A 22,088-nucleotide genomic window follows, 5' to 3' on the forward strand; every position below is an offset into this window, starting at 1 on the left:
TTACCTGCTCAAATTTGGAATATCATGGATAAACAACAACAAATAATCAGTACGGCACTGAGTCTTTTTTATAAAAAGGGTATACACGCTGTTGGTATTAATGAAATTTTAGCTGTATCGGGCATTGCAGAAAAAAACTTATATAAGCACTTTGAAAGCAAAGACGCGCTTATTTGTGCTTGTTTAGTCGCACGTGACATCTGCTTTAACGCTTGGCTTAAAAAAATATGTATACAACCTAGCGCTATGTTAGTCGCACAGACAATTTTTGCCGGACTGAAAAAGTGGATTAATAATGAGATTTCAGAGTTAGGGTGTTTTAATGGCTGTTTTTTTATTAATACTGCAGCTGAGTACCCTGTAGAGAACGACCCTATTGCCAAACTTTGCAAACAGCACAAGCAAGCGAACTTTGAGATCATACTATCAGCTCTTTTAGAAACGCCTGAATTTGCTCACAATAGAGAAAAAGCAATTGAAGCCACGCAACACTTACTTATTTTAAAGGAAGGTTATATATGTAGAGCGAGGGTGATGCATGATGTAACAGTGACTCCACCTAGTGATAATATTTTAAAAGCGATAGTAGCGGTTAGTTAAATAGGTAAATACAGTATTAAAAAAGCGGCTAAATAGCCGCTTATTAACTAAAAAATGGCTGCATTATTCAAAAAATAATGGTTCACGCTGTTTTTTGCCTACTTCGTTCATGGTGGCTGCGTTGAACAAACGGCCGTTGATCATGGTGTAATCAATTTTGTCTGAATCACGTATGTTTTTCAGTGGGTCGCCATCAATAACCATTAAATCTGCCAGTTTACCGACCTCTAATGAACCCACATTTTTATCTAGGCCTAAATATTTTGCCGGATCGAGTGTCGATGCTCTAATTGCTTCCAGTGGCTTCATGCCGCCTTGGGCAAACATCCACATTTCCCAATGCGCACCTAACCCCTCACGTTGGCCATGCGCACCCAAATTAACAAGTACACCTAAATCTTGTAACTCAGCCGCTACGCGAGCATTGTTGAAGTGATTATAGTGATGATCGGGCGCTTTAACTCGGCGCATTGAGCGCGGTAATAATTGGTTTTTAGGCACAAATTTACTTAAACGTGGATGATTCCATACGTCCGTTTTATCATACCAGTAGTTTTCACCCCAAATACCGCCATAGGCAACCACCAATGTAGGTGTGTAACCTACATCACTTTGTGACCATAGCTGCTTAATATCGTCATAAATATGTTCAACAGGAATTGAATGTTCAATACCTGTATGACCATCGACTACCATGCTCAAGTTATGTTGTAATAATGACCCCCCTTCAGGGACTACCATCATTTCAAGCATTCGCCCTGCTTCTATAACTTGCTGACGCTGCTCTCTGCGCGGTTGGTTATAAGATTTAACACTAAACGCACCCACTTTTTTAAGACGCTCTAAATGAAATTTAGCATCATCTAATGAGTCAATATGCGAGGTATACCCAGGCATATTCGCACCGTATAAAATAGTACCGGTAGAGAAAATACGCGGACCAACGATCATCCCCGCTTTTTGCATTTCACTCGCGGTAAATATTTCAGTGGTATCGTTTGATGGGTCATGAATAGTAGTAACACCCAGCGCAAGACCTGCTAAGTTTTTCCAATTTTGCTGCGGGATAATTTCATCACTGGCTTGAGAGCCATGAGCATGGGCATCTACAATGCCTGGCATAATTGTTTTACCTGTTACATCAATGACCTTTGCTCCCTTAGGAATGCTCACATCAGCAGCAGTGCCAATGGCTTTGATATGTTTGCCATCGGTAACAATAACGCCATTTTCAATGACCTTTTCACCCTCCATGGTAATAATTTTAGCGCCAGTTAATGCAATCATGCCCTGCGGTTCAGCCATTTTTTTACTAAAGCCGATGTTAGTACCGCTTTTTACTTTAACGTCTTTATCATCCGCTTTATTAATCGCAAACATCCCCTCTAAACTGGCATGGTAAAGCTCAGGCCCCAGTGTCCAATACAGTTTATTGCTATTTGCACTCCAGCTAATGTTTTCACCGGCGCGTACAGATAGCTGCTCAATTGGAAATTGACTGTCTTTGGGCCCAATATTTATCGTTTTGCCGCGCTCTACAAATGGAGTAACAAATACTTTAAAGCGCTCAGCAAAAGCTAAATACTCACCATCAGGAGAGACTCTAAATTCAGTGGCGTGCTCTGATTCATACAGTTTACGTACTTTTTTACTTTCAAGCTCTACCACACTTAATGTCGGCTTAGGCCATGGGCTCATAATATAAACACGATCGTTGGCACTGCCAAACTGAGGTTGATAGCCACTTTTAGAAATGAGCTCACTTTTTCCGCCTTTAGCACTAACACTGTATACCCCAGGATGCAGTGACCACTTAGGGTTTAAAATGTTGCCGCCGCTGGCTTTACGATACACCACGGTTTTGCCGTCTGGACTAAATGTTGGCTCTACGTATTTTCCCGGCTCTTGTGTAATAGTGTCGCCACGACCACTGCGTGCAGAGACGACACGCACGGTGCCTTGTTCGTTATCATCCCACGTGGTGTAGACAATGTTTTTGCCATCACGAGAATACTGCGGGAATAACTCATAATGATCGGTTTGCTTAGTTAAGCGCTTTATTTTTCCTGATTCTAAGTCGCGCATGTAAATATAGCCCAATGCTTCAAAAAGTGCGGTTTCACCGTCAGGGCTAATTTGCACATTGCGCAGCATTTTTACATCAAACTCATCAGTGTCGATATTTTGAGTAAAACGCACTGCTTTTTGAATTTTTTTCGTAGTGTCTACTTTAAATGCAATATCGCTAACTGATTTATTATCTACATTGAGTTTATGAAGGGTGCCACCAGCCCAAAATACCAGCTCTTCGTTATCTGGGGTCCACGCAATAGTCGGATATACGCCATGAATCGCCCACGTTTCTTGCATATCGCGCTCTAGCTTATCGTATAGCTTAGTATGCTCACCACTGGTTAAATCATATAAGTACAGGCTGGTTTGAAAGTCATCACGCTTTATGTACGCTAGTTTTTTACCATCTGGCGACGGCGTCGGTCTTATTGCCCCGCCCATGCCACTTATAATGGTTTCTATGTCGCCTGTTTCACGGTCATAACGTTTAATTTTATAAATACCGGCAACAGAGTCTTTTGAATAATGAAAAGTTTTACCTGGGGTTGCATCGTGAGAAAAATAAACATACCGACCATCCGGTGAAAACATGGGTTCACCTAAGTCTTTTTGATCGTTTTCACGTTTAGTCAGTTGCACCCCTTTACCGCCGGCTTTGTGATAAAGCCAAACTTCACCCGCACCTAGCGAGCGACTGGCGGTAAAATGCTTACGTGCAACTAAATAATCACCATCAGGGCTCCACGCAGGGCTATTGAGTAATCTAAATGTTTCGTCAGTGACGGCGGTTTGGTTTTCGCCGTTAACATCCATTATCCAAATATTGTCACCACCGCCTTGATCTGATGTAAAAGCAATGTGCTTGCCATCTGGGCTAAAGCGCGGCTGCATTTGCCATGCAATGTCTGAGGTTATTTTAGTCGCTTTACCACCACTCATTGGCATGGTGTAAATATCGCCCAGTAAATCAAATACTAAGGTTTCTCCGTCAGGACTTATATCGACATTCATCCATGTGCCTTGCTCTACACTAATAGATGCATCAACAAATTGCCCTTTAGGTGAATCAACTTGCCATTTTTTTTCATCCGTTTGCTCTGCGTGTGCGTGGCCTAATGCCAATGAAACTGATAACGCGAGTGCTGTTTGCAGCATTTTTTTCATGCTTATCTCACTTGTTATTGTTGCTGTGTGTTGATCTATTACATGATTGCAACAAAAACGCCAGCAAGTTACCAGCGTAATAGGATGAAGTGCATAAAATCAGTGCCAAACAATAGGATCAAATTGATAAAAATCCACTAGCAAATGGTAAATTTCAGGGTCTTCACGGCGTAAATCGGCAGGCTTTTCTAAAAATGTTTCGGTGATCACCGCAAAAAACTCAGCCTCATTGGTGGCTCCATAGCTATGTATTACATGCGGCATACTATAAGCAACATGGGTTTTTAACTGCGAAAACGCTCGGCTAAATACTCTGCCCCATTGTTGGTATTTTGCCTGTGATGCAAGTAGTGGTGTGCCGGTGGTTTTACCGGTTTCTTGATCAAGTTGATGTGCAAATTCATGAAACACTAAGTTATGCCCATCACTGGGTAAGCGGTTGCCCTCAAGCACATCATGCCAGCTAAGCACCAATGTTCCCCCCGGCCACGATTCACCTTGCCTTACTGTATTATGAAAACTGACAAGGCCTGCGTTATCGCGGCTTGATTGGGGCGCGTAATACGCGCTGGGGTAAAGTAAAATTTCTTTTACGTTTTTATACAAAGGCCAAGGCTTGTTAAGCACCAGCAAGCAGGCATCGGCGGCAATAATGAGTTTCATTGCCTCCGTTAGTTGCAACCCATCGCAGCCAACAAAACGCTTTTCATTTAAAAACCACACAATATGGGATGCTAACTTTGCTCGCTCTGCATCGGTCATTTTGTTGTATATGGGCATAGCACGCAGTAACAACGTATGTTGTTGCTCGCTTAATAATAAACCACTGTATTTACGGTGCCACACGGCATTTTGAATATCAGGCCAGCGCCAAAACATTATAATAAATACAATTAAAACAAAAATTAATAGCCCATTTATCATTGGGTCGTCCTAAATCAAACCATTTAGCTTTAACGCTAAAATGCTGCGCCCGTATTATTAAAATAGTAATGGGTGCAGTGAGGCTGTTTTTCAATCACATCACTTCAGTTCGATTTCGACCATTGTTTTTTGCCTTATACAAAGCTTGGTCGGCCCGTGATAATAATCGGTCATAATCATCAACATCACCAGAGTCAGAAACACCAAAACTCACGGTTACGCTGAGGCCTTCTGCGATATTTGAAAAGTTTTTATTTTCAATACATTTGCGTAACTTCTCGCACATTTCTTGGGCCTGCACTGCACTCGTATCGGGAAACACAAAAGTAAACTCTTCGCCACCCCAGCGAGCTACCTCTTGCTCACCTTCGCAGTGCGCTTTAAGAATGTTAGCTATTTCACATATAACCTGATCACCTATGAGGTGTGACCAACCATCGTTAATCCGTTTAAAGTGATCAATATCCATAATAGCGATAGCAAGTGATTTTTTACATGCTTTAAAGTCTGAAAAGTTATCCGCCAGCCAGCCATCAAATGCGCGGCGATTCGGTAAATCGGTAAGCTGATCGTGTGTGGCTTGATACGCAAAGGCACTGGCTTGCTCTTGCAGTGCTTGCGTTTGCTTCACCACTCGACTCGTTAATTCCTTTTCAACTTGTTTATAACGATATAAGCGGTAGCGATAAGCGCTATATATCACCACCACAAAAAGAAAAAACATAAACAACTTAAAGCTTGTTTTTTGCCAAAAGTGCGATTGAATTTCAAAGTTAACGACTTTGTGATTTTGTTGCCAATCAGTATTTGGATAGGCTGCACGTACAGCAAAAGAATACTTGCCCGCAGGTAAGTTAGTGTATTCAGCAGTCGCTATGTGTTGACGGTTGACCCATTCGTTATTAAAGCCTTCCAATTTTGTTTGAAAGTTTAATCGCTGCGGCATAATAAAGCTCAGTCCCGCGTATTGAAATGACAAGCGCGTCACCCCTGGTGGTAAAATAATAGTTTCACCGTCTATAGGTAACGACGTTGGTTTACCATCAACAGAAAAGCTTTCAACAATCGTTGGTAACGCTATTTTAGTGGCATCTTTTAAGCGTTCCAGTTTTACTGTACTCACCCCTTTTGCGGTAGCAAACCAAATTGTGCCATCTGAATGAGCGGTTGCAGAGGGGGTTGAACCGCCATTTGCTTGTGCACTGTGCATGCCATCAGCCTCATCGTATAATTGAAAGGCGAGCGTACCTCTATTGTTAGATTTTGAATCAAGCAGCTCATTTACCTGCTTATAATTGACTTCAATAATGCCACGGTTACTTGATAGCCAAAGTGAGTCTTTAAACGGCACAATTTGAAAAAGCTTATCAACGGGTAAACCTAATTCACGCCCTAAAATAGTCATCTTTGCGTTTGAATGCTGATAACGAACTAAGCCACGATCGGTAGCCACCCACGTGTATTTATCATCAATGTAAAAGCCAAACGCATATTGGGCGGCAAATTCAGCAGGAAACTCAACAGGATTAAACAAGTCAGTTTGAGTGTCATAAACCACGACCCCATTACCGGTTCCTACCCAAATATTAGCTGAGTTGTCTTCACTCAAGGCTAAAATAAACCCACTCGGCAGCTCTTTTTCATTAGTAAATTGGTTTAAGCTACCATCGGTATTAACGCGTGTCAGCCCCATGGCCGAGCCTATCCATAAGCGATTTTTTGAATCAAAAAGTAAAGATCTTACTTCATTACTACCTAAGCCATTATCACGGTTTAAATAAGGTACGAGTTCGTTATTAACCACTTTTAAAACACCCGAGGTGTATGTGCCTACCCAGACATCACCTTGGTTTTGCTCTAGTAAGCTTAGTATTGAATATGGCGAGCCTTGTTTAGTGCCTTTAATATGGCTGATCTGATTATTGTGCAGCCGATCTAAACCCGTGCTTCCGCCTATCCATAAACTGCCATCAGAATGTGACAATACCGTACGCACATAATCGCTAGATAAGCCTCGCTTTTTGCCCCACGATGAAAACGGCGCTTCTCTTAACCTAAATACACCAGCATTGGTGCCTACCCAAATACTATTTTCTCTGTCTTGTAACAAAGAAAGAATACGGTTAGCGGGTAAAGCATTTTTAGCATCTAATTGCTCTAAACCATCGACGCTAAGCCTAAAAACACCTTTATTAATGGTGCCAAACCACAGATCCCCATGATCATCTTCTAACAAACTGGAAATAGATTCCGCCTCGAGTTGTGGGTGAGGCGATTCAAATAGCCCACCATTAAGGATTCGTGCCCCTCTTTCACTTCCTATAATGAGTCGACCTTCACGGGTGATTAATAAGGTATATACGGGAGCATCTGGAACCCCTTGTTGTGGCGTCATCAAAGTGGGTTTGTAGTTGACTATTTTATACAGGCCATCACTGGTCGCCGCCCATATAACCCCCTTGGGGTCTTCAATGATTCGATACGCACTGACATTTTGTATTATTGGGATGTCTTGAGTGCTACTAGCTGAACGATAAAACACACCATCATTCTCAAGCGCTAGCCACAAGTTATCATTTTTACTTTTAAATATATGATTAACCATCGCTTGGGCAGGTGGTTGCGTGTCCCATTGGCGATGTTGATATAAGCTAATACCGCCGCGCGCTCCTGCAATAAGTAAACCGCCATCAGATGTAGGGGTTAGCGCACGTACGCCTGAGTCAGGCAAGTCAGTAATTTCGGAGCGAGTAAATAACTTAAACTCTCGGCCATTGAAGCGGGCAAGTCCTTCCCAAGTACCCACCCATAGATACCCATCTTGTGTTTGTGCAAGGCTATTAATGCTATTGTGAGGAAGACCCGTACGTGTATTCCAGGTTTCAAAAAAATAATCACGTAACGGCAAACGAGTCTGCTGTTGTGCGTCAACAGAAAAAATCACCAACAAAATACATAAAATCACTAAGCGATTCATCAGATATTGCCTTTATAATTATTAATTTTTATATTTGGATAAGTTTAGAGCGACAATTTAAGTTAAAAGCACTGCTGGTAAATAATAACATAAAACTTACAACTTTTTAATTAATTATTATTACTTAAATTATTAAATGTATACTGCAATTGCTTTATAAATTTAGCGACATGAAGCCCATCCAACAACGCATGATGAACATCAATAGCGAGCGGCATTTTACCTGTCTCAGTATTGTATTGGCCAAACACAAATTTAGGAATACCATTACTTTGACCGTGGGTAAATGCATGTGAAAAGCTGCTAAAGTTTAACCAAGGTAATACAGAAACATGAATTAAATCTGCTTGCCCTTCAGTTGCTGCAAACGCATCAGAAAACAGTGGGTTTAATTTTGTGGCATTGCTAATAGCTTTCGCCTCACGGGCAAATTCATTTAACGACTCGTGTAATTTAAAATAACTAAAGCGAAACGACTCGTCATCGGCAAGCTCGACTACACTTGCCCGCGTAGCACTTAAGTAACAAGGTTTTTGGTTAATAATGCGCAGCATCATCGGCTCATACTTATGACAAACTTTTAATAAGCAATAAATATAACCATGAAAAAAAGCAATATTAGCTTGTTTACAGGCGATATATAACTTTTCCGCATTCAGTTGTACGCACACATTAAAATAAGGCTGAGTGAACTGCTGAAATAACTCAAAGTGTTGCTTTCGAGGCCATTGCTCAAAATCAAGAGGGGTAATAGAAAAATCAGTAGAGGACATAAAATATAGATAAAGTGTAAAACTAAATTTTACCGTGCTTTATCTATATTCGCATTAACTAAAATGACGCTTTGGGTGTAGTTATACTAAAGTCTTACATAAGGTATAAAAAAGGAGCGTATTTCGCTCCTATTTTAAATCGAGTGGAAACTTAAAGTCCGTTTTCAATAATTTCTTGTGCCAGTTCATCGGCAATTAAATGGGTTGATTTTTGCTCTTTTTCACTACGGGTAAAAATTTCACTCAGTGTATCGTAAATTCTTTCTACGTGTTTATTAGAAGCCTCTTTACTGTAACCCTCTGGTGCAGTTTCGTAATAAACGTTAATAATACCACCTGCATTTATTACATAATCAGGCGCATATAAAATACCTTTTTCACGTAAAATTTCACCATGGCGTGATTCAGCAAGTTGATTGTTTGCACAGCCTGCTACTATCGTTGCTTTTAAGCGTGGGATTGTTGTGTCATTAATAGTGGCACCTAATGCACAGGGTGCATAAACATCCACATCTAGGTCGTATATTTCATCAATACCAACTGCAGTTGCGCCAAAATCATTTACTACACGTTCTACTGCAGCTTGATTAATATCGGTAACAAATAACTCAGCACCAGCTTCAAACAAATGTTTACATAATCCATAAGCTACTGCACCTAAACCTTGCACCGCAACTTTAATACCAGAAAAGTCTTGAATACCGCGTTGATGGTTAAGCGCTGCTTTCATGCCCAAAAACGTACCATAGGCTGTAAACGGCGAAGGGTTACCACTTTTTCCTTCAAGACCTAGCACGTAATTTGTTTCTTTGTTCATTAACGCCACATCATCACAGGTAATGTTTACATCTTCTGCTGAGTAGTAGCTACCATTTAGTCGCTCTAACTGGCGACCAAATGCGCGAAATAACTGCTCAGATTTGATTTCTTTGGCATTACCAATAATAACCGATTTACCACCACCAAATGGCAAGCGTGCTACGGCATTTTTATAGGTCATCCCTTTTGATAAACGCAGCACATCATATACTGCATCTTCATCGTTAACATAATCCCACATTCTACAACCGCCTACCGCAGGGCCTAAGTTTGTGTTATGTACCGCAATAATGGCTTTCAAACCAGACGCTTTGTCTGAACAAAAAACCACTTGTTCATGGTTATCAAATTCAACTTGATTAAATACAACCACTTTAAATACTCCGAAAATAATAGGCCCTTTTGGGCAAGCACGCTACAAATTGCCGAGACTTTATCACTTCAGTTAATGGTTCGCCATACCATGAGTAAATAAACCAGATAAAGCGCGTCAAAGTGAAATATAAAACGACTTATCGTTAAAAGTAAGCATAAAAAATCCAAAAATAACCATCTGATTAAGTATTAAAGTTAAAAACACCACCGCAATTAAAGTTTACGCTTACGTGAACGTCACCCTAAAGTTATTTGTAAACTTAACCATACACCCTAAAAAAGTACACTACACTTTAAAATACAGTGACTTATACACTAATTGCCTATGCAGCATAAACTGGTCTGAGGTGTATAAGTCTTTGCAAATATAAAAGTAAATAAAAAAGCGAGCACACAGTGCTCGCTTATATGATTGCTTTTTAAGTAAAAATTTACTTCATTTTGCTGTCTAGCTCTTCAATTTTTGCCTTCCAAATAGCAGGGCCTTGGGTGTGTGCATTTGCTCCTTCACTGTCTACGGCAACTGTTACTGGCATATCTTCTACTTCAAATTCGTAGATAGCTTCCATACCTAAATCTTCAAAGGCAACAACACGTGCTTTTTTGATTGCTTTAGATACTAAGTAAGCCGCACCGCCTACCGCCATCAAATACACTGACTGGTGCTTTTTAATAGACTCAACCGTTGCTGGGCCTCGTTCAGCTTTACCAATCATACCCACGATGCCGGTTTTTTCTAACATCATATCGGTAAATTTATCCATACGTGTTGCCGTTGTAGGACCCGCTGGACCTACTGCTTCATCGCCTACTGCATCCACAGGGCCAACGTAGTAAATAAACTTGTTATCAAAATCAACACCTTCAGGTAAACCTTCCCCTGAGTTGATCATATCCTGAAGACGTTTATGAGCAGCATCTCGACCCGTTAAAATAGTACCTGAGAGTAAAACGGTTTCACCCATTTTCCATTCTTTAGTGTCTTCTTTAGTAAGAGTATCTAAATTAACACGGCGTGTACCCTCACCCACTTCGAAAGTCACTTCTGGCCAATCTTCTAATTTAGGTGCTTTTAAATTCGCAGGGCCTGAACCATCAAGGGTAAAGTGAACGTGGCGCGTTGCAGCACAATTTGGGATCATAACCACTGGCTTTGAAGCTGCGTGAGTAGGCGCTGTTTTAATTTTAATATCAACAACCGTGGTTAAACCGCCAAGGCCTTGCGCACCAATACCTAATTTATTCGCACGTTCAAAAATTTCTAAACGTAGTTTTTCTTCTGTTGTTTCTGCGCCGCGCTCAATTAGCTCATGGATATCAACCGGATCCATTAATGACTCTTTGGCCATTACCGCTGCTTTTTCTGCCGTGCCACCAATACCTATACCTAGCATGCCAGGTGGACACCAACCCGCCCCCATTGTTGGTAGCGTTTTTTCTACCCACTCAGCCACATCGTCAGATGGGTTTAACATCACCATTTTACTTTTGTTTTCTGAGCCGCCGCCCTTAGCAGCGACCATCACTTCGACTTTATCGCCTGCAACTAAGTCAATGTGAACCACTGATGGCGTATTATCTTTAGTGTTTTTACGTGTTCCCGCAGGATCTGCAACAATCGATGCACGTAAAGGGTTATCTGGATTTAAGTACGCACGACGCGTTCCTTCATCAACCATTTGTTGTACTGTTAAGTCGGTTTTATCCCAATTAACATCCATCCCTACTTTTACGAAACAAGTAATGATCCCGGTATCTTGACACAGTGGGCGCTTACCTTCTGCCGACATACGCGAGTTAATTAAAATTTGCGCAATCGCATCTTTAGCAGCTTTACTTTGTTCTTTGTTATACGCTTTCTCTAGTGCTTGAACAAAATCAAGAGGATGGTAAAACGAGATGTATTGCAAGGCATCTTCAATGCTATCAATAAAGTCTTGCTGACGAATTGTACTCATAGTGGTTCCTTAAGTTGTTGTTACTCACGCTGCACGTAAGCGATATCAAACCCGTGACGGTGGTTCGAACTGTTTTCAACCACAGCGCTCACTAAACGCTGCCAAATAAATTTGACTTATGATACCCTCCCAGCCCGTTTGGAGCCAGTTCTTATAGGGGTAGTAAATGCTAAACAATAAAAAAAATTGTGTTGAATTAGCCATATCACAAAATTGTATTGAGGTATTTTCGCATTTTGCTCATTTGCCTTACGCCATTTTATTAGATTCGGGTGATAGTGATCACATAAACAGTCGTTTTGACATTATTGCGATTGCCCCCCAGAGCACCCTTGAAGTCGAAAATAATCAAAGCGTTTTTAATAACCAGCCAAACATAAAAAGCTGCTTTGAAATAATGAATAATGAACTGGCAAAGTTAGACAGCACTAAAGCCGCCAACAACTTACCTTTTAATGGTGGCTGGCTGGGTTATTTTGGCTATGACTTAGGCCGTACTATAGAGCAACTACCAAGCAGCGCTTTACACGACATAAATTTACCGCAAATGGCGGTTGGACTTTACCTTGATGCACTGATTTACGATAAACAACTGCGCACGTGGTTTTATGTTTCGCAGCCCAATGCAGACCGCCTTTGGCTATATCAGCAATATTTAGCGCAACCACCTAAACACGAGAGCTTTTCGCTTACATCAGCGTGGCAGTCAAATATGAGTCAGACTAGCTATAGCGAAAAGTTTGCCGCGATTGAAGAATACCTAAAAAGTGGTGACTGCTATCAAATTAACTTAGCGCAGCGTTTTAGCGCACATTACCAAGGCTCGCCTTGGAGCGCCTATGTTAAATTAACTCAGGCTAATAAAGCGCCTTTTTCTAGTTTTATTAATCATCCTCAGGGCGCTATTTTATCAATCTCACCCGAGCGTTTTATTGCAGTACACGACAATAAAGTAGAAACAAAACCCATTAAAGGGACTTTACCTCGCAAAGAAGATGCCCTTGAGGATGCAAAACAAGCGACCTTACTGGCAAATTCAAGTAAAGACCGCGCTGAAAATGTAATGATAGTAGACCTGCTACGAAATGATTTAGGTAAAGTCGCAAAATCGGGCTCTGTTGTTGTACCTTCTTTATTTGCTATTGAAAGCTTTCCGGCAGTACACCATTTGGTAAGTACAGTTACATCCATCCTTGATGAAGGAAAAACAGCAGTCGATCAACTTGAAGCTGCATTCCCTGGAGGGTCTATTACCGGGGCACCAAAAGTGCGCGCAATGGAAATAATAGAAGAGCTGGAGCCACACAGACGCAGTATTTATTGTGGCTCTATTGGCTATATTAGCGCCTGCGGTAATATGGATACCAGTATTACCATTCGAACTTTAGTTACTCATCATCAGCAAATACATTGTTGGGCTGGCGGTGGCATTGTTGCTGATTCAAAAGTCGAATTGGAATATCAAGAAACATACGATAAAGTAAATAAAATACTCCCTATATTAAATGAAGGTCGCTTTGAATAGTGAAACCATTTCGGCTCGTTTTCAATTAAACCGCAGTTTAGCCGTGGATCAGCTCAAAGATAATAAAAAAAAGCGCGCCAGTGCAGTGATGCTACCTTTGATTGATATAGATAACGAAGCACATGTTTTATTGTGTAAGCGGCCAACCTATTTACATCACCACCCTGGGGAGATTTGTTTACCGGGTGGTAAATTTGAAATTAATGATGTTAACCTGCGCACCACGGCACTGCGTGAATTACACGAGGAGCTAAACATTCCCCCGCATAATGTTCAAGTTTTAGGCCAGCTGCCCCAATACTCTACCCTTACTGGATTTACTATACGTCCTTTTGTGGGCTTAATTAAAAAAGAAACGGTATGGGAGAACGATCATAACGAAGTACAAGCCAGCTTTTTACTCTCTATAAAAGCACTGAACAACGAAGCTAATTGGCAACCAATCCCCTTTGAACGTAATGGAAAAGCCCTAACTTTAAATGGCTTTATCACTCCTCACGGGCTTTTGTGGGGTGCCACAGCCAGCATTATTAAAAACTTTACAAAACAACTCGCCATACCAGTTTAAATCTTTGCTAATAAGGGTTACACACCTGCATTTCCACGTTATTATAGTCGACCGTTCAAAGAACAGCTGAATGCTGAGAAAACTAAGTAGAGACACACATTATGATCAGTGCATTTGACATGTTTAGCATTGGTATTGGCCCCTCATCGTCACATACCGTTGGCCCAATGCGTGCATCACGCTTATTTGTTAATGACCTAGATGAACAACAACTATTAGCAAATGTGACCGATGTAAAAGTAGAGCTTTACGGCTCGCTTGGCCAAACAGGTGTTGGCCACGGCTCTGGTAAAGCAGTGATACTTGGCTTAGCAGGGTATGATCCTGAAACCATTGATGCCGATTTAGTGGATGACATACTCGCTAAAATTGAAAAAGAACAGGTTATTTACCTAAACCAAACTCACAAAGCTAAATTCCCTAAGCAGGGCGCGATTGTTTTCCATCGCAGAAAGACACTCCCTAAACATTCCAACGCAATGGAAATTATTGCCTATAACAATGGCGAAAAAGTATATAGCAAAGTTTACTACTCTATTGGTGGCGGATTTATTGTTTCGGATGAAGAGTTTGAAAAAGAAAAACAAGCGGCCTTAGATATTCGTGAAGAAAACCCTGCCCCGTTCCCGTTTGGAACGGCTAAAGAATTACTCGAAATGTGTAAAGAGTCGGGTTACAGCGTATCAACGTTAATGATGAAAAACGAAAAAACGTTACGCAGTGAAGAAGCCATTAAAGATGAGCTATTTAATATTTGGCAAGTAATGAAAGCCTGTATTGAGCGAGGTATGCGCACCGAAGGTATTTTACCTGGCGGATTAAAAGTAAAACGCCGTGCGCCAAGCTTATATTTAAAGCTTAATGTAGAAGTGAGTAACGACCCGCTGCGCGCCATGGACTGGGTTGATTTATTCGCATTAGCTGTAAACGAAGAAAATGCAGCCGGAGGACGTGTAGTAACTGCCCCCACAAATGGCGCAGCCGGAATTTTACCTGCAGTATTAATGTATTATCATACTTTTATTAAAGAAGTAGACCGTGATATTGCTACCCGCTACTTATTAACTGCCGCTGCAATAGGCATTTTATATAAAAAGAATGCCTCTATTTCTGGTGCTGAAGTGGGTTGCCAAGGCGAAGTCGGTGTTGCTTGTTCAATGGCCGCAGGCGCACTTACTGAAATTGTTGGTGGTAACGTTGTACACGTAGAAAATGCCGCTGAAATTGGTATGGAACATAACTTAGGGTTAACCTGTGACCCTGTTGGCGGCTTAGTGCAAGTCCCCTGTATTGAGCGTAATGCAATGGGCGCTATTAAAGCAATTAATGCGTCGCGCCTGGCTATTCGCGGTAGTGGTGAGCAAAAAGTATCGCTGGATAAAGTAATAAAAACCATGCTCGATACGGGTAACGATATGAAAACAAAATACAAAGAAACCGCTCGCGGTGGACTGGCCGTTAATATTATCGAGTGCTAATTAACCTGAACTCTGGTTAAGAGATTTACTAACATATTGAATCAAAATGATATTTATGTTTATTTTCTCTAGCTAGAGATTTTTAGTGAAAACAAGGCGAAATTACGCGTCAATAGCTCGCCTATTGCAAGTAAATTCAACGCAGTTAGCGCTGAAAATAGCTGCTTGAGATGAATTTATTATCCACAGTTCAGGTTAATTACATAGCACAAAAAAAGCCGCTTAGTTGCAAAACTAAGCGGCTTTTCATTGCTGTTTATGGCGGTTACTTAACCGGCAATTCAATATCAGCAAATAACTTATCAACATCTTCTTGATTACGCAGTAAACTCGCACGCTCTACTCGCTCTTTAGTTAAATGCGGTGCAAAACGTTCGATAAAGTCATACATGTAGGTGCGTAAAAAACTGCCCTTTCTAAAGCCAATTTTAGTCGTGCTCGCCTCAAATAAATGGCTAGCATCAATGCACACTAAGTCGCTGTCGTTTACCTGATCAATTGCCATAGATGCAACCACACCCACACCTAGTCCTAAACGCACATACGTTTTAATAACATCAGCATCGGTGGCAGTAAATACAATATGTGGCTCAAGTCCGTAGGCGTTAAATGCTTTATCAAGCTCTGAACGACCAGTAAAACCAAATACATAAGTGATCAATGGATACTGCGCTATATCTGCCACCGTTAAGTTATCGGCTTTTTTCGCAAGTGGATGATCTTTAGCAACCACAATACTGCGATTCCAGTGATAACAAGGCAACATAACTAAATCTGAATATAAGTGCAGTGCTTCAGTAGCAATCGCAAAATCTGCATCACCGCGCGCAGCTGCATCCGATATTTGCTGAGGCGTACCTTGGTGCATATGTAGTGACACTGCTGGGTATTTTTGAGTAAAGCCTTTAATTACACTTGGTAACGCATAGCGTGCTTGTGTATGCGTAGTCGCAATATTAAGTTTGCCTTGATCGGGCAGCGTATGTTCATTCGCAACCGCTTTAATACCCTCAACTTTTGAGAGTATTTCGCGTGATATGTTAATGATTTCTTCGCCAGCGCCTGTAACATGAGTTAAATGCTTACCACTGCGGCCAAAAATTTGTACACCGAGCTCATCTTCTAACATACGTACTTGCTTAGAAATACCAGGCTGGGAGGTAAATAAACTCTCAGCCGTAGCTGAAACATTTAATTTATGATTTTGAACTTCTACGATATATCTAAGTTGTTGTAATTTCATGGCTATGTAGTTTCGTTATAATTCACATTGACAGATAAAAACGCACCCTAACTATAGGTAGCTATATAAAAGGCTGATTAAGGTTACACAATGTAACAATTAATATATTGAAATTTCAGGTTAACACAATAAATACACTTGAGGTAGCAATGATTATCAGCAATCGAAACATAACATATTAAGATTTAAACGCTTTATGGTGACGCTTTTTTCAGTTAATCTGAGCAAAGTTTCCCACCTTTTATATATTTAATGTAAGATTAGATAATAAGGTTAAGAACTTGAGAATTATAACATGATCGTTTCCATTATAATTGTATTAATTGTTGCACTTATAGTCATTGCACTATTGGTTAGTGCTGTTCAGCAACACAAAGAAAAACAAGAAGCTGAACGACGCAAAGAGTTAACAAAGCAAAAAGCAATCATTGAAGAAACCGAAGAAGCATTAATGAATAGCGCCAACATTCCACTTTCAGAGGCAACTCAGCGAATATTACAACGACGAATTCATGATGCGCTCAGTCAAATGGTGCCTATTTCAAGCGGAGGTAGTGGACTAAAAAACCGCTTAAAAGAAGCAAAAGAGCGACTACAAAACCCAATTCAAGACGGTTCAGATGATTTTGTTTTACCAGGTAATGACAAGCAACTGATATCACTAATACAGGGTATAAAAAAGCTCCGTACTATTATTCGTTCTGAGCATAATAAAGGCAAAGTAGACAGCCAAGCGTTTATTGCAGAAGACAAACGCCTTGAAAAGCTACAACTAAGAATCAACATTGAAAGCCAGATAAAACGTGGTCTAGCAGCACAAACAGCTGGAATGATAGGCTCTGCAAGGCAGTACTTTGAAAAAGCAGCTTCCACACTTAACAGTGTTTCATTCAATGACGATTACATTACTGCAAAACGGGCTGAAGTTGAAGGCTACCTTGAAACGATAAGTAATGAACTCAAGGCATCAAATGCTACATCATTGAAGAAAAAGAACGAACAAGAGCAAGATGATTTAGACGTATTATTTGCACCTAAAAAGAAATGGTAACATCCTTTCTAAATAAAAAGCCCATGCAGTTGCATGGGCTTTTTTTTGAATAGGATTTTGCCCCACTTTGTGTTTACATACTAGAACATATACATATTCTAACAAGCTGCCTGCATTAAGATAAAAATGCGAACTTAACAATAAACAAGGCCGTTAAAATCCAAACACTAATGCTTACCTGATCTTTTTTGCCACACAGCACTTTTACCGCCGTATAAGAAATAAAACCAAGTGCAATACCGTGTGCAATTGAGAAAGTCAGCGGTGTCATTAATAATACAACACTCACCGGAATTGCATCAGTCATGTCGTCCCAATTTACAAACTTTAAGTTTTGTAGCATCAATACAGATACATATAAAATAGCTCCCGCGGTTGCGTATGCAGGAACCATTTGAGCTAAAGGCGCAAAAAACATCATCAGTAAAAAGCAGCAACCCACAACCACAGCGGTCAAACCAGTTCGACCACCAACAGATACACCTGCAACAGACTCAATGTATGACGTGGTTGTTGAAGTACCGAGCATTGCACCTGCAATGGTAGCTGTGCTGTCGGCGCTTAATGCACGACCTAAACGCGGCATATTACCGTTTTTATCTGCTAAACCAGCTTTCTGAGTTACCGCAACTAACGTGCCTGAGGTATCAAACAAATCAACGAATAAAAACGCAAAAATAACACTCAACATCGACAGTTCAAACGCGGCACTAAAGTCCAGTTGCATAAAGGTCGGCATGATAGAAGGTGGCATTGCAATAACACCATGATACTCCACTAACCCCATAGACACAGCAATCGCGGTGACTAGTAAAATACTGATCAGTACGCCACTTTTAAAATCGCGATAAAGCAGTGCAGCAATAACAAAAAAGCTGAAAATAGCCAATAAAGGACCAGGCGAGGTAATATCACCCAACTGCACCAGTGTTGCAGGACTTGATACAATAATACCGGCGCTTTTAAGTGCGATGAGAGCTAAAAATGCGCCAATACCCGTTGCTATTGCTTGCTTGAGCACCAGAGGGATTGCATTAATAATCCACTCTCGCACCTTAAATAAGCTTAGAATTAAAAATATACACCCTGACATAAATACCGCACCCAACGCAGCTTGCCAGCTATAACCCATACCTAATACAACACCATAGGTAAAAAATGCATTTAATCCCATACCCGGTGCCAATGCCAGTGGGTAATTGGCCCACAAACCCATAATAAAACACCCTATTGCAGCTGCAATACAGGTGGCAACAAAGGCAGCACCTTGGTCCATACCCGCTTCAGCAAGCATAGCTGGGTTAACGAATACGATATAAACCATCGTAATAAATGTAGTCATACCGGCAATACATTCACGGCGAACCGAAGAATCATTTGCACGGATTTTGAATAAGGCTTCGAGCATAATAAACTTATGGTTGTAAAAAGTGGCGAGATTTTAGCATAAAAATAACTTTTTACAGGACATTTTACCTTGCTATATACTAAACTAGCTAAGTGATTAAAATAACAAACGAAGTAGCATGATCAAAACGACACCCAGTGGCCAAGACTTAGAGCAACAATTAGACAACATTCTTTCTTTTGTAACGCAACCAAGCGATGCAAATCTCCCTGCGAACTCTAAAAACACCGATCAAGACACATTAAATAAAGCCCTTTATTACCTTAAAAATGAACAAGGCGCCTTAGCCGCAAAATGGATGCGTTTGGCAGCAATGGCAGGAAATTATCGCGCGCAGTTTTATTTAGGGCTGTTTTTTATAAAAGGACAAGGTGTGCCGCAAAGTGTATTTCATGGTGCTGCGTGGCTTAGCTTAGCCGGTAGTCAAGGCTATGAACCTGCCATAGAAGCAATGAGCGATATACGAAAACATATTAGTACCAAACGACTTAAAGATGCTCAATGCTACGCAGCCAGCCTGTATGAACAAATTCACCAGTTACAATTCTCACATTTGATTCCTCCTAGTAGCGAAAAATAATTTCACTGCCCAGCAACTCATTTCATCTGTAAATTAATTAAGCATTTATAGCCAAAACAAGCACGCTTAATTAATTTAAACTACTGTATACCCCCTGTTCATCTGTATTTATTTGTTCCCAGCCTTAAAATTAATTCTGTGGGCATTAACTTTCAATAAAAATTAAACCATTGTTGTATATAGATTATTTATATATTTATAGTAACTGTCGCGTTTTAAGATGAATAACTGTACAAAAAAATAGCAAAAAAACACTTGCACCAAACAACTGTATAAACTACTGTATGAATGTACTGTATAAAAACCCAGTGAGTGAGAAGATTATGTTACAGCCAATTACCGTAAGAACAGTTAAAAGCTATCAACAAGATGACCAATCAGATTGTGTTAACGTTGTACAAATTGAAGATGAAATTTCAGCAACGTTTGAGTTATTAAAAGTATTACACCAATACAACAGCCTAAACGCATGGACACTGTTAATAGCACCAGATAACGTACCGAGCAAAGCGCTACTTGATTCATGCTCAATTGATACCAGTAAATTACTGGTTATTCGTCAAAAACATTTAGTTAATTTAGAGTATGTTTTAAGTTCTGCACTTCACAATGGAAATTTTGCCGCGGTGATCACCTGGACTGACATAATAAATAACCAACAACTGTCGCAGTTATCATTAAACTTGAGCCATACGCGCACTAAGTTGTATTGCTTTAGCAAAAAAAGCGCTCATTCTGAGATTTCACTTACGCAATAAGCTTGATAAACTAGCGTTTTAATACACAGTACATTTATCATGACTCCTAACGCCCTATTATGTTTTTGTGGCAGTCAGCAACCTTATGCTGATTGCTGCGAGCCTTTTCATTTAAAAACCAAACAGCCACACACACCAGAGCAACTTATGCGTGCACGCTACAGTGCTTATGCTGTTAAAAACGCGGTTTTTGTTCGTGAAAGTTATGCAAAAGAAAAACAAGCTGAAAACTCAATTTCAGAAATTAAAGATTTTGCAAATAGTTGCCGTTTTATAAACTTAACCATATTAGACTCTGGTTATAATGATGAAACAGGGTTTGTTACATTTAAAGCTCACTACTTTTATCAAGATTTATATTGCGAGTTGGCAGAAAATTCAAGGTTTATTAAAGAAGATGGACAATGGCGATACCTTGATGGTGAGATTACACCGGTTGCCGATATTAAAGTAAAACGTAATGATACGTGCCCTTGCGGCAGTAATAAAAAGTATAAAAAGTGTCATAGTGTATAAATAACAGCTACAAAAAATGGGCCACAAGGCCCATTTTCAAAAACTACACTAAACGCAAATTAGCGTTTTACTCGCCATCATCTTCATCGAAATCTTGACGCTGTGCAGGTCTTGCTAAAATCTCTAAGTAAAAAGAAGTTAAACCTTGCTTTTCAATTTCACTGATGTGATTGTTAATTTCAGCAACGTGAACCACTTGGGCTTCTTCAACCGTGTTACCAAACTTACAATCAAATGCCCAGTAGTCGGCATCAACAGGTAAAGTTTTATTACGTTCTCTTTTCAAATATTTTTTCACTTCATGCTTTGCAGCATCAACCATACGAGGGTATTTGATTTTCTCATGATTCAGCGTGAATGTTTTCTTCATTACGTTCCTAATTACCTTGGTTTAATGATAATGGCATTTAATGTCATACCATTTGCGCCATTATAGCAATTGCATTTAAATTTTGGATGCTTTTTTTATATTAAATCAGTTATTAAAATAAAGCATCTATAAAATCAATAGTTACTTTCTACTATAAACACAGTTTATTACAATCAAATGGCATGTATAAAGCAGCAATTGAACACATATGATTAGGCACTAAACAAATGTAATGGCTGGTGGATAGCTTCATTTTGTAAATCATCATAAAATGCCACCGGATCCATTTGAGGGTTTGATAGCTCGGTGTTGGTATTTTGAATTCGTCGACGGACTGCTAGTTCACAGTTATCAATGACAGTCAGTGGAATGTGGTTTTTATCATCACGAATATTAAATGGCTCAGGCTTTAAGCACTGAGTTAACTTTATATCACTCATCCCTACAGCGCTTCCCATTTTTGCTAAAAGCTCTGTGTTATTTTTACCAATTAACATATTAAAGGTATCTGGCGCTAATGGCTGCTTTGGACCTGCGCCAAATTGTTTACGCAAAGCATCTTCATCAGCTTGATAATGCTTAGTGTCACTTTTGGGTAGGTGGAATTCACTAAAATCGAGTGCATCGTGAGAGAGCATTGCTAATAAAAGTGCAAACTCGCCTCGGCGGTTTTCGTGCACACTTTCGTTGAGCCTCGTTTTTAACTGGCTCTCCGTGATTAACAAATCACCAATCTGCATAGACTTTAGCCTATTTAACTAATTAATAAGTATTTATCGGCTAAATTTGAATTTTCTTTAGCTTTTTTCTTTACTTAAATAAGAAGTTTGCTATTATCTGCCGCGTTGCATTGGAGGGGTTCCCGAGCGGCCAAAGGGATCAGACTGTAAATCTGACGGCTCAGCCTTCGCTGGTTCGAATCCAGCTC

At 40.2% G+C, this 22,088-nt stretch carries 18 protein-coding genes; 8 read left to right on the forward strand and 10 right to left on the reverse strand.

Going from position 1 to position 22,088, the window contains the following annotated elements; translation table 11 throughout:
* Nucleotides 1–24: 24 nt before the first annotated feature.
* Nucleotides 25–600, forward strand: a complete 576-nt coding sequence (locus MTN97_RS03965) for a TetR/AcrR family transcriptional regulator (protein ID WP_248473732.1) — start codon at nt 25–27, stop codon at nt 598–600.
* 63 nt (nt 601–663) lie between these two features.
* Here the strand turns inward: MTN97_RS03965 and MTN97_RS03970 are convergent, their stop codons facing one another.
* From MTN97_RS03970 to MTN97_RS03995, 6 genes are all read right to left on the reverse strand, one after another.
* A complete protein-coding gene (locus MTN97_RS03970; RefSeq protein ID WP_248473733.1) occupies nt 664–3,837 on the reverse strand; it encodes an amidohydrolase family protein in 3,174 nt (1,057 codons plus the stop codon).
* A gap of 99 nt (nt 3,838–3,936) precedes the next feature.
* Nucleotides 3,937–4,761: a M90 family metallopeptidase gene (locus MTN97_RS03975; RefSeq protein WP_008114265.1), complete on the reverse strand. Its 825-nt coding sequence runs from the start codon at nt 4,759–4,761 to the stop codon at nt 3,937–3,939.
* Between the two features lie 94 nt (nt 4,762–4,855).
* Entirely contained in the window at nt 4,856–7,738 is a 2,883-nt protein-coding gene (locus MTN97_RS03980) for a ligand-binding sensor domain-containing diguanylate cyclase (RefSeq protein WP_248473734.1), read from the reverse strand.
* 110 nt (nt 7,739–7,848) lie between these two features.
* Nucleotides 7,849–8,511 carry a CatA-like O-acetyltransferase gene (locus tag MTN97_RS03985; protein WP_248473735.1) on the reverse strand — a complete coding sequence of 221 codons (663 nt, stop codon included), beginning with the start codon at nt 8,509–8,511 and terminating at the stop codon, nt 7,849–7,851.
* Between the two features lie 151 nt (nt 8,512–8,662).
* Nucleotides 8,663–9,703 carry a Leu/Phe/Val dehydrogenase gene (locus MTN97_RS03990; RefSeq protein ID WP_008112772.1) on the reverse strand — a complete coding sequence of 347 codons (1,041 nt, stop codon included), beginning with the start codon at nt 9,701–9,703 and terminating at the stop codon, nt 8,663–8,665.
* Nucleotides 9,704–10,136: 433 nt separating this feature from the next.
* Nucleotides 10,137–11,663: a fumarate hydratase gene (locus MTN97_RS03995; protein WP_008112774.1), complete on the reverse strand. Its 1,527-nt coding sequence runs from the start codon at nt 11,661–11,663 to the stop codon at nt 10,137–10,139.
* A gap of 166 nt (nt 11,664–11,829) precedes the next feature.
* Between MTN97_RS03995 and pabB the strand changes: the two genes are divergently transcribed.
* The 3 genes from pabB to MTN97_RS04010 all read left to right on the forward strand — a co-directional run bounded on the left by pabB (nt 11,830) and on the right by MTN97_RS04010 (nt 15,234).
* The gene (gene pabB / locus MTN97_RS04000; protein WP_248473736.1) at nt 11,830–13,188 is read left to right on the forward strand and encodes an aminodeoxychorismate synthase component I; all 1,359 of its coding nucleotides are present in this window, start codon (nt 11,830–11,832) and stop codon (nt 13,186–13,188) included.
* A complete protein-coding gene (locus MTN97_RS04005; protein ID WP_075169053.1) occupies nt 13,181–13,756 on the forward strand; it encodes an NUDIX hydrolase in 576 nt (191 codons plus the stop codon). Before pabB ends, MTN97_RS04005 begins: the two co-directional genes overlap by 8 nt.
* Before the next feature lie 101 nt (nt 13,757–13,857).
* Nucleotides 13,858–15,234 carry an L-serine ammonia-lyase gene (locus MTN97_RS04010; protein ID WP_036982272.1) on the forward strand — a complete coding sequence of 459 codons (1,377 nt, stop codon included), beginning with the start codon at nt 13,858–13,860 and terminating at the stop codon, nt 15,232–15,234.
* A 265-nt stretch (nt 15,235–15,499) separates the two neighbouring features.
* Here MTN97_RS04010 and cysB read toward each other — a convergent pair whose 3' ends face one another.
* Entirely contained in the window at nt 15,500–16,477 is a 978-nt protein-coding gene (gene cysB, locus MTN97_RS04015) for an HTH-type transcriptional regulator CysB (protein ID WP_036982269.1), read from the reverse strand.
* Between the two features lie 295 nt (nt 16,478–16,772).
* Here cysB and MTN97_RS04020 point away from each other — a divergent pair, with 295 nt between their 5' ends.
* Nucleotides 16,773–17,528: a hypothetical protein gene (locus MTN97_RS04020; RefSeq protein ID WP_076922519.1), complete on the forward strand. Its 756-nt coding sequence runs from the start codon at nt 16,773–16,775 to the stop codon at nt 17,526–17,528.
* Between the two features lie 115 nt (nt 17,529–17,643).
* Here the strand turns inward: MTN97_RS04020 and MTN97_RS04025 are convergent, their stop codons facing one another.
* The gene (locus MTN97_RS04025; protein ID WP_008113045.1) at nt 17,644–18,936 is read right to left on the reverse strand and encodes an NCS2 family permease; all 1,293 of its coding nucleotides are present in this window, start codon (nt 18,934–18,936) and stop codon (nt 17,644–17,646) included.
* A 118-nt stretch (nt 18,937–19,054) separates the two neighbouring features.
* Here MTN97_RS04025 and MTN97_RS04030 point away from each other — a divergent pair, with 118 nt between their 5' ends.
* The 3 genes from MTN97_RS04030 to MTN97_RS04040 all read left to right on the forward strand — a co-directional run bounded on the left by MTN97_RS04030 (nt 19,055) and on the right by MTN97_RS04040 (nt 20,790).
* A complete protein-coding gene (locus MTN97_RS04030) occupies nt 19,055–19,516 on the forward strand; it encodes a sel1 repeat family protein (protein WP_248473737.1) in 462 nt (153 codons plus the stop codon).
* A 323-nt stretch (nt 19,517–19,839) separates the two neighbouring features.
* Entirely contained in the window at nt 19,840–20,274 is a 435-nt protein-coding gene (locus MTN97_RS04035) for a SulA-like leucine-rich domain-containing protein (protein ID WP_013465228.1), read from the forward strand.
* 39 nt (nt 20,275–20,313) lie between these two features.
* Nucleotides 20,314–20,790: a YchJ family protein gene (locus MTN97_RS04040; RefSeq protein ID WP_248473738.1), complete on the forward strand. Its 477-nt coding sequence runs from the start codon at nt 20,314–20,316 to the stop codon at nt 20,788–20,790.
* Nucleotides 20,791–20,857: 67 nt separating this feature from the next.
* Here the strand turns inward: MTN97_RS04040 and MTN97_RS04045 are convergent, their stop codons facing one another.
* Both MTN97_RS04045 and MTN97_RS04050 read right to left on the reverse strand, forming a co-directional pair.
* Nucleotides 20,858–21,160, reverse strand: coding sequence for a DUF6172 family protein (locus MTN97_RS04045; protein WP_036982253.1), 303 nt, complete (start codon nt 21,158–21,160; stop codon nt 20,858–20,860).
* A gap of 212 nt (nt 21,161–21,372) precedes the next feature.
* On the reverse strand, nt 21,373–21,900 hold the full coding sequence (locus MTN97_RS04050; protein ID WP_069439643.1) for a VC2046/SO_2500 family protein: 528 nt from the start codon (nt 21,898–21,900) through the stop codon (nt 21,373–21,375).
* Between the last annotated feature and the right edge of the window lie 188 nt (nt 21,901–22,088).

This window comes from Pseudoalteromonas sp. 2CM36K, from assembly GCF_023161865.1.
Taxonomy (GTDB): Bacteria; Pseudomonadota; Gammaproteobacteria; order Enterobacterales; family Alteromonadaceae; genus Pseudoalteromonas; species Pseudoalteromonas tetraodonis.

What these genes read in the sequence shown, in the direction of transcription:
- MTN97_RS04020 (WP_076922519.1), top strand. Translation starts at nt 16,773, where the DNA reads ATGATCGTTTCCATTATAATTGTATTAATTGTTGCACTTATAGTCATT.
- MTN97_RS03985 (WP_248473735.1), bottom strand. Translation starts at nt 8,511, where the DNA reads ATGTCCTCTACTGATTTTTCTATTACCCCTCTTGATTTTGAGCAATGG.
- MTN97_RS04030 (WP_248473737.1), top strand. Translation starts at nt 19,055, where the DNA reads ATGATCAAAACGACACCCAGTGGCCAAGACTTAGAGCAACAATTAGAC.
- MTN97_RS04045 (WP_036982253.1), bottom strand. Translation starts at nt 21,160, where the DNA reads ATGAAGAAAACATTCACGCTGAATCATGAGAAAATCAAATACCCTCGT.
- MTN97_RS04040 (WP_248473738.1), top strand. Translation starts at nt 20,314, where the DNA reads ATGACTCCTAACGCCCTATTATGTTTTTGTGGCAGTCAGCAACCTTAT.
- MTN97_RS04025 (WP_008113045.1), bottom strand. Translation starts at nt 18,936, where the DNA reads ATGCTCGAAGCCTTATTCAAAATCCGTGCAAATGATTCTTCGGTTCGC.
- MTN97_RS03980 (WP_248473734.1), bottom strand. Translation starts at nt 7,738, where the DNA reads ATGAATCGCTTAGTGATTTTATGTATTTTGTTGGTGATTTTTTCTGTT.
- pabB (WP_248473736.1), top strand. Translation starts at nt 11,830, where the DNA reads ATGCTAAACAATAAAAAAAATTGTGTTGAATTAGCCATATCACAAAAT.
- MTN97_RS03975 (WP_008114265.1), bottom strand. Translation starts at nt 4,761, where the DNA reads ATGATAAATGGGCTATTAATTTTTGTTTTAATTGTATTTATTATAATG.
- MTN97_RS04035 (WP_013465228.1), top strand. Translation starts at nt 19,840, where the DNA reads ATGTTACAGCCAATTACCGTAAGAACAGTTAAAAGCTATCAACAAGAT.
- MTN97_RS03995 (WP_008112774.1), bottom strand. Translation starts at nt 11,663, where the DNA reads ATGAGTACAATTCGTCAGCAAGACTTTATTGATAGCATTGAAGATGCC.
- cysB (WP_036982269.1), bottom strand. Translation starts at nt 16,477, where the DNA reads ATGAAATTACAACAACTTAGATATATCGTAGAAGTTCAAAATCATAAA.
- MTN97_RS04010 (WP_036982272.1), top strand. Translation starts at nt 13,858, where the DNA reads ATGATCAGTGCATTTGACATGTTTAGCATTGGTATTGGCCCCTCATCG.
- MTN97_RS04050 (WP_069439643.1), bottom strand. Translation starts at nt 21,900, where the DNA reads ATGCAGATTGGTGATTTGTTAATCACGGAGAGCCAGTTAAAAACGAGG.
- MTN97_RS03970 (WP_248473733.1), bottom strand. Translation starts at nt 3,837, where the DNA reads ATGAAAAAAATGCTGCAAACAGCACTCGCGTTATCAGTTTCATTGGCA.
- MTN97_RS03965 (WP_248473732.1), top strand. Translation starts at nt 25, where the DNA reads ATGGATAAACAACAACAAATAATCAGTACGGCACTGAGTCTTTTTTAT.